11 protein-coding genes and 1 other RNA gene are annotated in these 15320 nt (G+C 71.6%); 7 read left to right on the plus strand and 5 right to left on the minus strand.

Translation table 11 applies throughout. The annotated features are described in order from the left end of the window. Nucleotides 1-218: 218 nt before the first annotated feature. Nucleotides 219-1196 (minus strand): LysR family transcriptional regulator, encoded by a 978-nt coding sequence (locus tag ACZ6KF_RS03815; protein WP_469160186.1) that lies wholly within the window; start codon nucleotides 1194-1196, stop codon nucleotides 219-221. Nucleotides 1197-1291: 95 nt separating this feature from the next. On the opposite strand from ACZ6KF_RS03815, the gene ACZ6KF_RS03820 reads away from it, so the two are divergent. The 7 genes from ACZ6KF_RS03820 (at nucleotide 1292) to ACZ6KF_RS03850 (ending at nucleotide 12031) form a co-directional block, all read left to right on the plus strand. Further along, complete coding sequence (locus ACZ6KF_RS03820; RefSeq protein ID WP_469237149.1) at nucleotides 1292-2557, plus strand: MFS transporter; 1266 nt, start codon at nucleotides 1292-1294, stop codon at nucleotides 2555-2557. A gap of 120 nt (nucleotides 2558-2677) precedes the next feature. Then, a complete protein-coding gene (locus ACZ6KF_RS03825) occupies nucleotides 2678-3970 on the plus strand; it encodes an ABC transporter substrate-binding protein (RefSeq protein ID WP_469237151.1) in 1293 nt (430 codons plus the stop codon). After that, nucleotides 3967-4941: a carbohydrate ABC transporter permease gene (locus tag ACZ6KF_RS03830; protein ID WP_469237154.1), complete on the plus strand. Its 975-nt coding sequence runs from the start codon at nucleotides 3967-3969 to the stop codon at nucleotides 4939-4941. The genes ACZ6KF_RS03825 and ACZ6KF_RS03830 overlap by 4 nt, the downstream gene beginning before the upstream one ends. Nucleotides 4942-5060: 119 nt before the next feature. Then, nucleotides 5061-5825, plus strand: coding sequence for a carbohydrate ABC transporter permease (locus ACZ6KF_RS03835; protein ID WP_356627359.1), 765 nt, complete (start codon nucleotides 5061-5063; stop codon nucleotides 5823-5825). Between the two features lie 11 nt (nucleotides 5826-5836). Beyond that, nucleotides 5837-8092, plus strand: coding sequence for an alpha-xylosidase (gene yicI / locus ACZ6KF_RS03840; RefSeq protein WP_469237156.1), 2256 nt, complete (start codon nucleotides 5837-5839; stop codon nucleotides 8090-8092). Beyond that, nucleotides 8086-9096: a LacI family DNA-binding transcriptional regulator gene (locus ACZ6KF_RS03845; protein ID WP_356627179.1), complete on the plus strand. Its 1011-nt coding sequence runs from the start codon at nucleotides 8086-8088 to the stop codon at nucleotides 9094-9096. Before yicI ends, ACZ6KF_RS03845 begins: the two co-directional genes overlap by 7 nt. Nucleotides 9097-9133: 37 nt before the next feature. Continuing rightward, nucleotides 9134-12031 (plus strand): glycoside hydrolase family 3 protein, encoded by a 2898-nt coding sequence (locus ACZ6KF_RS03850; RefSeq protein WP_469237158.1) that lies wholly within the window; start codon nucleotides 9134-9136, stop codon nucleotides 12029-12031. Between the two features lie 55 nt (nucleotides 12032-12086). Here ACZ6KF_RS03850 and ssrA read toward each other — a convergent pair. The 4 genes from ssrA to ftsX all read right to left on the minus strand — a co-directional run bounded on the left by ssrA (nucleotide 12087) and on the right by ftsX (nucleotide 15308). Then, nucleotides 12087-12455, minus strand: a transfer-messenger RNA (tmRNA) gene (ssrA, locus tag ACZ6KF_RS03855). Nucleotides 12456-12598: 143 nt separating this feature from the next. Further along, nucleotides 12599-13078 (minus strand): SsrA-binding protein SmpB, encoded by a 480-nt coding sequence (smpB, locus tag ACZ6KF_RS03860; protein ID WP_356627177.1) that lies wholly within the window; start codon nucleotides 13076-13078, stop codon nucleotides 12599-12601. Nucleotides 13079-13153: 75 nt separating this feature from the next. Further along, nucleotides 13154-14323 (minus strand): S41 family peptidase, encoded by a 1170-nt coding sequence (locus tag ACZ6KF_RS03865; RefSeq protein WP_356627176.1) that lies wholly within the window; start codon nucleotides 14321-14323, stop codon nucleotides 13154-13156. 67 nt (nucleotides 14324-14390) lie between these two features. Then, the gene (ftsX, locus tag ACZ6KF_RS03870; RefSeq protein WP_356627175.1) at nucleotides 14391-15308 is read right to left on the minus strand and encodes a permease-like cell division protein FtsX; all 918 of its coding nucleotides are present in this window, start codon (nucleotides 15306-15308) and stop codon (nucleotides 14391-14393) included. Nucleotides 15309-15320: the final 12 nt, after the last annotated feature.

The raw sequence follows: 15320 nt of genomic DNA on the forward strand, positions 1-15320 counted from the left end.
CCCCTCGCCCCTTCGGCGTCACCATGTCCCCCCTCGCATTCGGCACCAGTCGCGCAAGTCAGACGCCCGAGAGACCGACTTGGTTGCGGTGGACGCGGCTGTAGACCGACTGCCGACCCCACAGTTCAACGCGTCTGCAAAATACCAGCAGCCTGCACAATACCTCCACACAACAAAGTCGTACATAATAGGGCACAGTTGGTGATGAACAACACCCGTCACCGGTCGGTCGTTCGAGCCGTCGAACCTGCGGTAACCGCCGGGTTTCCGTCCGCCTCCGGGGTCCAGCTCCCGGCGGGCACCCGCAGCCAGCCCCGCTCCGCCGCCACCTCGGCCGCGGCCCGCCGCAGCGCGTCCAGCGCCGGGTGGGCCAGACCCCGGCGCCACACCAGCGACACGGGGGACAGCGGAACCGGGTCCACCAGCGGCCGCCGTACGGTCGCGGGCATGGGCGGGAAATCGACCACCGCCAGCACCGGGTGCCCGGTCTTGGCCATGATCCGCTGGAACTCCTCGGTCCCGACGGCCAGCGGAAAGGGGGCCGCGATCGAGACGCCCCGGCCGTCGAAGAGGCGGTGCGCGAGGTCGGTCCACTCGGGGGTGCGCGGGTTCCCGGCGCCCGCGTAGACGGTCTCTCCGGCGAGCGCGGCGAGCGGCACGGCCTCCAGGGACGCCAGCGGGTGGTCCTCGGGCAGCACGATCGCCATCGGTTCGAAGCGTACGGGTTGGTGTTCGAGCTGCGCGCGCAGCGTGAGGGCCAGGCCCGCGTACCGGCCGAAGGACGCGTCCAGGCGCCCGGCGAGCAGTTCCCCGGCCGCGCCGGTCAGGCCGCTCTCGTAGCGGGCCATCAACTCGTGGTCGGGGGCGATGTCGCGGGCGCGCTCCAGGACGCGGCGCGGGGTGCCGAGGCCCGGGGAGTTGAGGTCGACCAGCAGCGGGCGGGCCTGCCCGAAGGCGGCGAGCAGGTCGTCGTGGGCCGCGAGGACCCGGCGGGCGTACGGCAGCAGGCGCTCGGCGTCCGGGGTGGGGGTCACCTGCCGGGTCGTGCGGACGAACAGCTCCGTGCCCAGCTCCCGCTCCAGCCGCCGCACGTCCCGGCTGAGCGCCTGCTGGGCGACGTAGAGCCGGGCGGCGGCCCGCGTGAAGTGCAGTTCCTCGGCGACGGCGACGAAGGCGCGCAGGAGGCGGGGGTCCATGAGGGCGGGCACCCGGTGAATTTACAACAGGAGCGCGTGAGTGGGGCCGGGACAGGTGTTGGACCCCTTGATCGGCTCCGGGCGACGGTGGGCGCATGCCGAAGTCCTCCGCCGGGCCCCGTCCCGCCCACCCCTACCGCCGTCTCTTCGTCCACCCCGGCGCCCGCGCCTTCACGATCGGGAACCTCGTCGCACGCCTGCCGATGGGCATGTTCAGCGTCAGCGCGGTCGTGATGATCGCCAACGCGTACGGCTCCTACGCCCTCGCCGGCGCGGTCACGGCGACCGGGCTGGCGGCGACGGCGCTGGTCGCCCCCTGGACCGCCCGGCTGGTCGACCGGCACGGCCAGGCCCGGGTCGCCCGGCCCGCCACCCTCGTCGCCGCGCTCGGCGGGCTGTGCCTGCTGCTGTGCGTACGGCTGGACGCCCCGGCGTGGACGCTGTTCGCCGCCTACGCCGCCACCGCGACGACGCCGAACACCGGCGGGATGGCCCGCGCCCGGTGGGCCCATCTGTTCCGGGACGACCCCGACGCGCTGCACACCGCGAACTCCTTCGAGCAGGCGGCCGACGAGCTGTGCTTCATGCTGGGGCCGGTCCTCGCGGCGTTCCTGTGCGCGACGTTCTTCCCGGAGGCGGGGACGCTGGTCGGCGGGGTGCTGCTGGTGACCGGGACACTGCTGTTCACCGCGCAGCGCTCGACCGAGCCGCCGCTCGCGCCCCCGGGCCGGGCGCCGGGGAGGCCGCCGCTGCGGGCGCCGGGCATACCCCCGCTGCTCGTCGTCTGCCTGGCGATGGGCGCGGTGTTCGGGGCCATGGAGGTCGTCACGATCGCCTTTGCGGACGCACAGGGTCAACGGGTGTGGGCGGGCGTGGTGCTCGGCCTCCAGGCGGCCGGTTCCTGCGCGGCGGGGCTGGCGTACGGGACGCTGCGGCCGAGCGGTCCGGCTCAGCGGCGCTACCGCTGGTGCATCGCCGTGATGGCCGTGCTGCTGACGCTGCCGCTGCTCGCCGTGGCGCTGACGGGGTCGCTGCTCGTCCTGGCCGGCGCGCTGCTGATCGCCGGGATGGCGACGGCGCCGACGATGGTGACGGGGATGACGCTGATCCAGGAGCGCACGCCCGAGGGCCGGCTGAACGAGGGCATGACCCTGGCGGTCACCGGCCTGCTCGGCGGGATCGCCCTCGGGAGCGCGCTGGGCGGCTGGACGGTGGAGCACGCGTCACCGGCGGCGGGCTTCGCGGTGCCGGTGGCGGCGGCGGTGGCCGCGCTGGGGATCACGTCGGCGGCGGTGCCGTCGAGGAGGCGCCCGCGGGTCCCCCCGTCGAACCGCTTCACCAATTCGCGCGCGACCCATTGACCACTCCGCCCCACCCCCCATACCTTCCAGCGTCGAAGCGCTTCGACATCCCGTGGTGAAACCGTTCGACGGACGCCGCGTGATGCCCCGATTCCCATCCGACTCCCCTGGAGGCACGGGATGTTGACGGCACGAAGGCGTGTGGTGGCGACGGCGGCGGCCCTGGTCGGGGCGTTGCTGCTGGCCTCCTGCGGGGGTTCGGACGAAGGGTCCGGTGAGGCGAAGACCCTGCGGCTGTGGCACTACGAGGCCCCGAACAGCGCGATGGGCGTCGCCTGGACGGAGGCGATCAACGAGTTCGAGGCGACGCACCCGGGCGTGACGGTCGAGTTCGAGGAGAAGAGCTTCGAGCAGATCCAGAAGACCGCCCCCATGGTGCTCAACTCCTCGGACGCGCCCGACCTGATGGAGTACAACAAGGGCAACGCGACCGCGGGCCACCTCTCCAAGCAGGGCCTGCTCACCGATCTCACCGCCGAGGCGACCCGGCGCGGCTGGGACAAGAAGATCGGCGAGGGCGTCCGCACGACCAGCATGTACGACGCCCGGGGCGTGATGGGCTCCGGCAAGTGGTACGGCGTGCCCAACTACGCCGAGTACGCGATGGTGTTCTACAACCGGGAGCTCTTCGAGGAGCACGGTGTCGAGGAGCCCACCACCCTCGACGAACTCACCGCCGCGATGGACACGTTCGTCGACGCGGGCGTCACCCCGCTGGCCAACGCCGGCGCCGAGTACCTCGCCCAGCAGTACGTCTACCAGCTCGCCCTGTCCGGGGCGGACCGCGCCTGGGTGGACGCCTACCAGCTGTACAAGGGCAAGACCGACTTCCACGACGAGGCCTGGGTCCACGCCGCCGAGACCTTCGCCGACTGGGTGGACAAGGGGTACGTCTCCGAGGACTCCACCGGCGCCAAGGCCGAGCAGGCCGGGCTCGACTTCATCCAGGGCAGGACGCCGATCCTGTTCTCCGGCAGCTGGTGGTACGGCCGCTTCCAGGAGGAGGCGAAGTTCGACTGGGGCACGTTCCTGTGGCCCGGCTCCGACCTGACCCTGGGCTCCGGCGGCAACCTCTGGGTGGTGCCCGAGAAGGCGCCGAACAAGGAACTGGCGTACGACTTCATCGAGATCACCCTCTCCGAGAAGATCCAGAACCTGCTCGGCAACAACGGCGGCGTCCCCGTCGCCGCCGACCCGGCCGCCATCACCGACCCGCAGTCCAAGAAGCTGATCGAGGACTTCAACACCCTCTCGGAGCGCGACGGCCTCGCGTTCTACCCGGACTGGCCGGCGGCCGGCTTCTACGACGTCCTGGTCTCCGAGACGCAGAAGCTGATCACCGGCAGCGCGAAGCCGCACACCTATCTCGGCGCCCTCCAGGAGGCGTACGACAAGGGCGTCTCCCGGCGATGACGGTCACCGTCGAACGCGGTGCGGGGACGGCCGGGGCCGGCAAGGAGCGCCGGCTCGGCCGTCCGCGCGGCCCGAGGGAGTCGTACGCCCTGTTCCTGCTCCCCGGCGCCCTGGCCTTCCTCGCGGTGGTCGTCGTGCCGTTCCTGATGAACACGGGCGTCAGCTTCACCGACTGGCAGGGCGTGGGCAGCCCGCGGTGGACGGGGCTCGCCAACTACCGCGAGCTGCTGGACGACAGCGAGTTCTGGGCGTCGTTCCGGCACAGCCTGTTCATGGTCCTGGCGATGGCGCTGGTGCCCACGGTGATCGGCCTGGTGCTGGCCGCGGCGCTGTTCGACCACGTCGCCCAGCACTTCGGCTCGCGCGTGACCACCGTGCTGCGGGCCTGCTTCTACCTCCCGCAGGTCCTGCCGATCGCCGTCGCCGGCATCGTCTGGAGCTGGATCCTCGCCCCGGAGAACGGCTCGCTCAACGAGCTGCTCACCGCGGTCGGCCTGGACTCCTGGCGGCAGGACTGGCTCGGCGACCCGGACCTCGCCCTCTACACGGTGATGGGCGTCATGGTCTGGGTGCAGATCGGCTTCCCGCTGGTCGTGTTCATGGCCGGCCTGGAGCGGGTGGACCCGCAGTTGTACGAGGCGGCGGAGCTGGACGGGGCGGGCTGGTGGCGCCGGTTCTGGCACATCACGCTGCCGCAGATCCGCCCGGAGACGTACGTCGTGCTCACCTGGTGCTCGATCGCCGCGCTGAAGGTGTTCGGCGCGGTGTACGTGCTGACCAAGGGCGGCCCGGGCGGCGCGACCAACGTTCCGTCGTACTTCTCCTTCACCACCTTCTTCGAGAAGACGCAGGTCGGCTACGGCGCCGCGATCTCCACGGTGCTGACGGTGATCATCCTCGCCCTGTCGCTCGTCGGGCTGAGGCTGCAGACCCGCGCGGAGGACGCGGAGGAAGGAGGGGTGCGGTCATGAAGGGTGCGCACGCGTCCGCGAAGGGCTCGCCCGTGCCCGCGAAGGTCTCCCCCGGGCCCGGCGCCGCCGTCCTGCGCCGCTACCCCGTCCTCGTCGCGCTCTGCCTGGCCGCGCTGTTCATGGTGGTGCCGTTCCTCGTCGTCGCCGTCAACGCGGTCAAGTCCCCGGCGGAGTACGCGCGGAACGGGCCGCTGAGCCTGCCCGAGGGCGTGTACCTCGACGGGCTCGCGGACTTCTGGGAGCGCGTCGACTACGGGCAGAAGCTGTTCAACTCCGTGCTGATCAGCGGCTCGGTGGCGGTCCTCGCCGCCGTTCTGTCGCTGCTCAACGCCTACGCGATCGGCATCGGGCGGATCAGGGGCCGCACCTGGGTGCTGGCGTTCTTCGTGCTGGCCAACATGCTGCCGCAGGAGGCGCTGGTCTACCCCGTGTACCACCTCAGCAAGGAGGCCGGGCTGTACGACACCCGGCTGAGCGTGATCATCGTCTTCACGGTGATCCAGGCGGCGTTCGGCACGTACCTGCTCTCGGCGGTGCTGAGCCGGTTCCCGCGCGAGATCATCGAGGCCGCCCGGATCGACGGGGCGACCAGGTGGCAGGTGCTGTGGCGGATCGTCGTCCCCGTCAGCCGGCCCACCCTCGGGGTGCTGCTGGTGTTCTTCTTCATCTGGACGTGGAACGAGTTCCTGCTGCCGCTGGTGATGCTGATCTCCAACGACAACCAGACCGTCTCCGTGGCCCTCGGCGTGCTCCAGGGCCAGCGGCTGATGGACGCCACCATGACCAACGCGGCCGCCCTGCTCGGCGTGCTGCCCGCGATCGTCTTCTTCCTCGTCTTCCAGCGGACGCTGACCCGCGGCATCGCCGTGGGCGCGGTCAAGTAAGGGGTGCGCGCGTGAAGTTCACCGACGGGTACTGGCTGCTGCGCGAGGGCGTCACCGCCGCCCACCCGGCGCAGGTCCTCGACGTCGCCGCGACGGACGGCGGCCTGGAGATCCACGCGCCGACGCAGCCCGTCCGCCACCGCGGCGACCTGCTGAAGGGACCGGTCGTGACCGTCACCGCCCACGCGCCGATGCCGGGCGTCATCGGAGTCACGCTCACCCACTTCGAGGGCGGCCGGCCGCGCGGCCCCGTGTTCGACCTGAGCGGGCAGGACTTCACCCCGCAGACGGAGTACGACGACGAGCACGCCACCCTGATCTCCGGCGAGCTGTCGATGCGCGTGGCCCGCACCGGCTCCTGGCGCGTCGACTTCCTCGCCCGCGGTCGCGTCCTGACCTCCAGCGGTCCCAAGGGGATCGGCATCATGCGGGACGCCACCGGCGCCCACTACCTGCGCGAACAACTCGGCCTCGGCGTCGGCGCCCACGTCTACGGCCTCGGCGAGCGGTTCGGCCCGCTGGTGAAGAACGGCCAGGTCGTCGACATCTGGAACGCCGACGGCGGCACCGCCACCGAACAGGCCTACAAGAACGTCCCCTTCTACCTCACCGACGCCGGCTACGGCGTCTTCGTCGACCACCCCGGCAAGGTGTCCTTCGAGGTCGGCTCCGAGACGGTGTCGCGGGTGCAGTTCAGCGTGGAGGCGCAGGAACTGACGTACTACGTGATCCACGGCCCGACGCCGAAGGAGATCCTGCGCAGGTACACGGCCCTCACCGGGCGTCCCGCGCTGCCGCCCGCCTGGTCGTTCGGGCTGTGGCTGTCGACGTCGTTCACCACCTCGTACGACGAGAAGACCGTCACCTCCTTCATCGAGGGGATGCGGGACCGCCGGCTGCCGCTGTCGGTGTTCCACTTCGACTGCTTCTGGATGCGGGAGTTCCACTGGTGCGACTTCCAGTGGGACCCGCGGGTCTTCCCCGACCCGGAGGGGATGCTGGCCCGGCTCAAGGCCCGGGGCCTGCGGGTGAGCGTGTGGATCAACCCGTACATCGCGCAGCGCTCGCCGCTGTTCGCGGAGGGCAAGGCGCTCGGGCACCTGCTGCGCCGGCCGGACGGCAGCGTGTGGCAGTGGGACCTGTGGCAGCCGGGCATGGCGCTGGTCGACTTCACCAGCGCGGCGGCCCGCGCCTGGTACGCGGCGAAGCTGGAGGCGCTGCTCGCGCAGGGCGTGGACTGCTTCAAGACCGACTTCGGCGAGCGGGTCCCGGTCGACGTCGTGTGGTTCGACGGCTCCGACCCGGAGCGCATGCACAACCACTACGCGTACCTCTACAACCGCACCGTCTTCGAGGTGCTGCGGGGGCACCGCGGCGAGGGCGAGGCCGTGGTCTTCGCCCGGTCGGCGACGACGGGCAGCCAGAAGTTCCCGGTGCACTGGGGCGGGGACTGCGAGGCGACGTACGAGTCGATGGCGGAGTCGCTGCGCGGCGGGCTGTCGCTGGGCCTGTCCGGCTTCGGCTACTGGAGCCACGACATCGGCGGCTTCGAGGGCACGCCGACGCCCGCGCTGTTCAAACGCTGGCTCGCCTTCGGCCTGCTGTCCTCGCACAGCCGGCTGCACGGCAGCTCCTCGTACCGGGTGCCGTGGCTGTTCGACGAGGAGGCCGTCGACGTGGCCCGGCACTTCACGCGCCTGAAGCTGCGCCTGATGCCGTACCTGTACGAGGCCGCCCGCGTCGCCCACACCGAGGGCGTGCCGGTGATGCGGGCCATGGTGCTGGAGTTCCCGGACGACCCGGGGTGCGCCCATCTGGAGCGGCAGTACATGCTCGGCTCCGATCTGCTGGTCGCGCCGGTGTTCGACGACGAGGGCGAGGTGACGTACTACGTCCCCGAGGGCGTCTGGACGCACTTCCTCACCGGGCGCACGGTGACCGGTCCGCGCTGGGTGCGCGAGCGGCACGACGTCCTGAGCGTGCCGCTGCTGGTCAGGCCCGGCGCGGTGATCCCGGTGGGCGCGGCGGACGACCGGCCCGACTACGACCACGCCGACGGGGTGACGCTGCGGGCGTACGGGATGCGGCGCGGCGACCAGGTCACGGTGCGGGTCGGCGAGGTCGTCTTCACCGTCGTCCGGGAGGGCGACACGCTGCGGGCGTCGTGCAGCGACCCGGTGGCGCCCTGGGGGCTGGCGGCCGGCGGGCGCGAGGTGCGGGCCGAGGCGGGGACCGGGTTCCTGACGGTGGAGCCGGCCCGATGGTGAAGATCACGGACGTCGCGCGGCACGCCGGGGTCTCCCCCAGCACCGTGTCCTACGCGCTCAGCGGCAAGCGCCCGATCAGCGAGGAGACCCGGCGGCGCGTCCACGCCTCCATCCGCGCCCTCGGCTACCGCCCGCACGCCGGCGCGCGCGCCCTGGCCAGCAGCAAGTCGAACGTGCTCGCGCTGGTGATGCCGCTGCGCGCCGGGATGCACGTGCCCGTGGTGATGCAGTTCGCGGTGTCGGTGGTGACCGCCGCCCGCCGGCACGACCACGACGTGCTGTTGCTCACCCAGGAGGAGGGCGAGGAAGGGCTGCGCAGGGTCGCCGACACCGCCTTGGTGGACGCCCTGATCCTGATGGACGTGCAGCTCGCCGACGCCCGGCTGCCGCTGCTGCGCTCGCTGGACCGGCCGACGGTGATGATCGGCTTCCCCGCCGAGGCGTCCGGGCTGACCTGCATCGACCTGGACTTCAAGGCGGCCGGGGAGGTGTGCGTGGAGCATCTGGCGGGGCTCGGGCACCGGTCGGTGGCGCTGGTCGGCTCGCCGCCGGAGGTGTACGTGCGGCAGACCGCGTTCGCCCAGCGGGTCGTCCAGGGTTTCACGGCCGCCGCCGACCGGCACGGGCTGGCCTCCGCCGTCCGCCCCTGCGAGGCGGCGCCCGCCGCGGCCCGCCGCGTCGCCGAGCGGCTGCTGCGCGAACAGCCCGCGCTGACCGGTGTCGTCGTGCACAACGAGCCCGTCCTCGAACCGCTGATCGACGCCTTCGAGCAGCTGGGCCTGCGGGTGCCGGAGGACCTCTCGGTCACCGCCATCTGTCCGCGCGAGCTGGCGGAGTCGGTCCGCGTGCCCGTGACCTCCGTCGACCTGCCGTCCGCGGAGATCGGCACGCGGGCGGTGGAGCTGCTGATGGAGAAGCTCGCCGGCACCGCCCCCGTCCCCGAGGCCACGCTGCTGCGCCCCGGCCTGACGGTCCGGGCGAGCACGGCCCCGCGCACGGCCTGAGCCGTCCACGCCCCTACCCCCCGATGGGAGCCGCCGTATGAAAGGCGAGCGAAGAAGACCGAGAGCCGCGATCCTGCTGCTGGCGCTGGCCCTGACCGCGGGCCTCGGCGCCACGGCCGTCCCCGCGCAGGCCGCGGACCCGGCGTACGCGTTCCGCGACCCCGCCCTGCCCCTCGACCGCCGCGTGGACGACCTGCTCGGCCGCCTCACCCTCCCGGAGAAGGTCTCCCTCCTCCACCAGCACCAGCCCGCGATCCCCCGCCTGGGCATCCGGTCGTTCCGCACCGGCACGGAGGCCCTGCACGGCGTCGCCTGGCTCGGCGAGGCCACCGTCTTCCCGCAGGCCGTGGGCCTCGCCTCGGCCTGGGACCCGGAGCTGATGCGGCGCGTCGGCTCGGCGGTCGGCGACGAGGTGCGCGGCTTCCAGCAGGAGCGCCCCGAGGGCTGGGGCCTGAACGTCTGGGCGCCCGTGGTCAACCCGCTGCGCGACCCGCGCTGGGGCCGCAACGAGGAGGGCTACAGCGAGGACCCGACCCTCACCGGCGCCCTGGCCACCGCGTACGGCAAGGGCCTGACCGGCGGCGACCCGGACCACCTGAAGACCGCCCCGACGCTCAAGCACTACCTCGCCAACAACAACGAGGCGAACCGCCATCTGACCTCCTCCGACCTGCGTCCGCGCGTGCTGAAGGAGTACGAGGAGGCGGCGTTCCGCCCGGCGATCGAGGCGGACGCGGCGACGGGCGTGATGACGTCGTACAACCTCGTCAACGGCCGCCCCGCCACGGTGAACCCGGACCTGAACGACGCGGTGCGCACCTGGACCGACCGCGACCTGCTGAACGTCACCGACGCCTACGCCCCCGCCAACCTCCCCGGCGAGCAGCGCTATTACCCGACCCTGGCGCAGGGCGACGCGGCGGCGCTGAAGGCGGGCATCGACAGCTTCACGGACAACGGATCGGACCCGGTCCCGACGACGACGGCCATCGACACCGCCCTGCGGGACGGCCTGCTGTCGGAGCCGGACATCGACAGGGCCGTCTCCCACATCCTGTCCGTCCGCATCCGGCTGGGCGAATTCGATCCGGGCGGCGGGAAGTACGGCGCCATCGACAAGTCGGTGGTCAACAGCGTGGAGCACCGCGGGCTGGCGCGGGAGGCGGCGGCGAAGGGCGCGGTGCTGCTGAAGAACAAGGGCGCGCTGCCCCTGTCGAAGGCCGCCGACGTGGCCGTGGTCGGCCCCCTCGCCGACACCCTCTACACGGACTGGTACTCGGGCGCCCTCCCCTACGCCGTCACCCCCGCCGAGGGCATCGCGGCACGCACGGGCCGCCCGGTGTCGCCGGTGGAGGGCGTGGACCGGATCACGCTGCGCAACACGGAAACGGGCGCCTACGTGACGGCGGGCACGGACGCGGACGGCGAGCCGCTGAGGGAGACACCGGAGACCGGCCCGGCGGCGCAGTTCGACGTCTTCGACTGGGGCGCCGGCATCGTCACGCTCCGCTCGGCGGCGAACGGCAGGTACGTCGGCTACGACTGGTCGGGTTTCGTCAACGACCAGGAGCAGCCGGGCGGTTGGTTCGTCCAGCAGCAGTTCGTGCCGGAACGGCAGCAGGACGGCACATACCTCCTCCGTTACGCGGGCTACGAGACGCGTGAGTCGTGGTGGTCGAGCCCGGTGTACCTGGGCCCGGTGGACGGCGTGTTGGGCCTGGTGGCGAAGGACCGGGCGGCCCGTTACGCGATGGACGTCGTCCGCAGCGGCGTCGACGAGGCCGTGGCGGCGGTCAGGGGCAAGGACGCGGCGGTGGTGGTCGTCGGCTCGATGCCCGCGATCAACGGCCGCGAGACCGACGACCGCGAGGACATGGGCCTCGCGCCCGCGCAGGAGGCCCTGGCCAGGGCGGTGCACCGGGCCAACCCGAACACCGTCGTGATCGTCGAGAACAGCTACCCGACCACCCTGAACGCCCTGCAGCGCGAGGTCCCGGCAATCCTGTGGACGTCCCACGCGGGCCAGGAGACCGGCAACGCGCTCGCCGACGTCCTGTACGGCGACGTCAACCCGGCGGGGCGGCTCACCCAGACCTGGTACCGCTCGGAGTCCGACCTGCCGTCGATCCTGGACTACGACATCATCAAGTCGGCCCGCACCTACCAGTACTTCAAGGGCCGCCCGCTCTACCCCTTCGGCCACGGCCTCTCCTACACCACCTTCCGCTACGGCGACCTGCGCCGCGTGAAGGGCGGCTACGAGCTGCCGGTCACCAACACGGGCAGCCGGGCGGGCGACGAGGTGGTGCAGCTGTACGTCCGCCACCGCACGTCGCGGAACGAACAGCCGCTGAGACAGCTGAAGTCCTTCGACCGTGTCACCCTCGCCCCCGGCGAGACGAGGACGGTCCACCTGCCCCTCACCCGAGAGGACCTGGCCCACTGGGACGTGACCCGCTCCAAGTGGGTGGTGGAGAGCGGCGCCTACGACATCCTGGCCGGCGCCTCCGCCACGGACATCCGCGTCCGCGCCTCCTGGCACGTCCACGGCGAGACCATCCCGCCCCGCGACCTGTCCCGCCCGACGCGCGCGGAGAACTTCGACGACTACGAGGCCGTACGCCTGGTGGACGAGTCGAAGGAACGCGGCACGGCGGTGTCGGCGTCACGGGACGGGGCGTGGCTGAAGTTCAAGGACGCCCGTGTGACCGGCACGGACCTCACTGCCCGGGTCGCCGGCCCCCGCGGCACGATCGAACTCCGCCTCCACTCCCCGACCGGCCCCGTCGCCGGCACGGCCACGGCGAACGGCACGCCGTCGCCGTACACGTACGAGACGGTGACGGCACAGCTGACGGAGGCGGCCCGGGGGAGGGCGGATGTGTACCTGGTGGTGAGCGAGGGGGTGCGGGTGGCGGAGTTCCGGGTGGGGTGACGGCATGACGAAGGCCCCGCCGCTTCAGCGGCGGGGCCTTCGCCCACATGGGGTGGAGTGGAGATGGCGGGAATCGAACCCGCGTCCAACGGTGCGGAACCAGGGCTTCTCCGTGTGCAGTCCGCTGTGCTTTTCTCGGCCCCGGAGATCACGCGGACAAGTCTCCGACGGGCTCAGTCACTGTTTGGTTTCCCTCTTCACCCCGTGACCGGGATCAAGGTTTAGTTCCCTAGCTGATGCCAGGATCCGGGTCGGGAACAGCCCCGGGCTGACACTTCGCAAGTCGCTACTTAGGCAGCGAGGGCGAAGGAATCGCGCTTGGTGTTGGCGATTATTTTTTTCGGCCTGTGGTTTACGAGATCATGGCCGCTTCCTCGACACGCTTCCCCTGCTTCGACAGCCGCTGTCGAAACCGATCATCCCCATGTTGATTTCTCAAGGTGCGCACCCGCTGTGAGGTGCAGGTGCCATCGTACGTGAACAACGCGGGTCGATGCCAGCGTATTCCGGGCGGCCCGGCCCCCTGCCCGCGGCGGCCCGGCCCCAGCGGCCCCTGCTCGCGGCGGCTCAGGCCCGCTGCTTGCGGCGGACCGCCGACATCGCCCGCTCGGCCTCGCGCCGGTCCTGCTTCTCGCGGAGCGTCTGGCGCTTGTCGTACTCCTTCTTGCCCTTCGCCAGCGCGATCTCGACCTTGGCCCGGCCGTCCTTGAAGTACAGGGAGAGCGGCACGATCGTGTGACCGGTCTCCTGGGACTTGGACTCCAGCTTGTCGATCTCCAGGCGGTGCAGCAGCAGCTTGCGCTTGCGCCGGGCGCTGTGGTTGGTCCAGGTGCCCTGGCTGTACTCGGGCACGTGCACGTTGTACAGCCACGCCTCGTGCCCGTCGAGCTGGACGAAGCCGTCCACCAGCGAGGCCCGCCCCTGGCGCAGCGACTTCACCTCGGTGCCGGTGAGGACCAGTCCGGCCTCGTAGGTGTCGAGGATGTGGTAGTCGTGCCGCGCCTTCTTGTTCTGCGCGATCAGCTTGCGCCCTTTTTCCTTAGCCATAGTGCCGCCCATTTTCGCACTACGCGGGGGGTGCGGGGGAAGCCGATTAACGCGGCGCCCGGGAGGAGCGACGGTCTACTGCGAGTCCCCGAGGCCGTCGAGGACGGTCTCCGCCCGCTCCAGCGCCCGCTCGTCCGCCTCCAGGTCGGGGGTGATGCCCTGCCCGTCGACGGTGCGCCCGGCCGGGGTGCGGTAGTGGCCGACGGTCAGCTCGGCGACGGAGCCGTCGGGCAGCCGGCTCGGCATCTGCACGGAGCCCTTGCCGAAGGTGCGGGAGCCGACGACGACGGCCCGGCCCCGGTCCTGGAGGGCGCCGGTGAGCAGTTCGGCCGCGCTCATCGTGCCGCCGTCGACCAGCGTGACCAGCGGTGTCGCGGTGTCGCCGCCGGGTTCGGCGTGCAGGGCGCGCTGGTCGCCCTCGACGTCGTAGGTGGCGACCAGGCCGCCGTCGAGGAAGGCGGAGGCGGCGGTGACGGCCTCGGTGACCAGGCCGCCGGAGTTGCCGCGCAGGTCGAGGATGACGCCGGCGCCGGGCGCGTCCCTCCGTACGGCGGTGCGCACGGCGTCGCCGGAGCCCTTGGTGAAGGCGCCGATCCTGATCACGGTGGCCCCGCCCGGCAGCCGCCGGACGGTCACGGAGCCGGTGGACAGCCGGGCCCGGCGCAGGCTCTCGGTCCACTCGCGCTCGCCCCGCTGGAGGCCGAGCCGGACGGTCGTGCCGGCCGCCGCGTCCTGGGCGTCGCCGCGCAGGAGGGAGACGACCTCGGCGACCGGGCGCCCGTCGACGCGGTGCCCGTCGACGCTGCGCAACCGGTCGCCCGGCCGGATCCCGGCGGCGGCCGCGGGCGAGCCGGCGGCGACGCCGGTCACCTCGATACGGCCGTCCCGCTCGCGCCGGGCGGTGAGGCCGACGCCGGTGTACGCGCCGTCGAGGGCCTCCTGGAACTCCTCGTACTCGCCCTGGGAGTAGACCGCGTCCCAGCGGTCCCCGCTGCGGCTGACCGCCCGCTCGGCGGCCTCCATCGGGGACTTCCCCTCGGCCAGGGCCTCGGCGGCGGCCTCGGCGACCGCGTCCGGGCGGGCCGCGGAGGCGGAGGTGCGGGTCTGGCCGGGGGTGGGTTTCCGGTCGCTGGTCGGCAGCGATCCGGTCGCGGCGCCGGCGACGAGGACGCAGCCGAAGACCAATGTCAGGGCGACCCCGCGGCGGACGCGGCGGGGCGGACAGAACAGCTCACGGCCTGACATGCCGGTGAGTCTAGGACAAGGCGAAGGGCCGTACGGCCGGTTGACCGTACGGCCCTCTTGGCATGTGTCACACCTTCAGGTACTTGCGCAGAGCGAAGAACGCGGCCAGCGCCGGCATGAGCAGGCTGGTGGCGAGGATCAGCGGAAGCTTCGTCAGGACGGCGTCCCAGCCGATGAAGTTGATCAGGTTCAGCTTCTCGGACAGGGACAGGCCGTTGTCGATGATGAAGTACCGCCCGGTCACCAGGAAGCCGCAGGCGACCACGCCGCCGATGAGCCCCGCGACCGCCGCCTCGGCGATGAACGGCGCCTGGATGTAGAAGCCGGACGCGCCGACCAGGCGCATGATGCCGGTCTCACGCCGTCGGCTGAACGCCGAGACGCGCACCGTGTTGACGATCAGCATCAGCGCGACGACCAGCATCAGCGCCATGATCGCCCGGGCGGCCCACTTCATGCCGTTCAGCAGCCCGAAGAGGTTGTCCAGGATGCCCTTCTGGTCCTGCACGGACTGCACGCCGTCCCGGGCGTTGAACTTGCTGGCGATGACCTGGTACTTCTCCGGGTCCTTCAGCTTGACGCGGTACGACTCCTGCATCTGGTCCGGCGTGAGGGAGCTGGCCAGCGGGGAGTCGCCGAACTGCTCCTTGTAGTGCTTGTACGCCTGGTCCTGCGACTCGTACGTGACCGTGTCCACGACCTCCATGCCCTTGAGCTCGGCGAGGATCTCCTCCTTCTGCTCCCCGGTGACCGCGCCCTCGACGCAGTTCGGGTCGGAGTCGGCGTCGCTCTTGTTGCACAGGAAGATCGAGACGTTGACCTTGTCGTACCAGTAGCCCTTCATGGTGCTCACCTGGTCCTGCATCAGCAGCGAACCGCCGAACAGGGCCAGGGAGAGGGCGACGGAGACGACGACCGCGAAGGTCATCGTCAGATTGCGGCGGAGACCGACACCGATCTCCGACAGAACGAACTGGGCGCGCATGGCGTCTGTTTC

Source organism: Streptomyces sp. NPDC046379 (assembly GCF_055587785.1).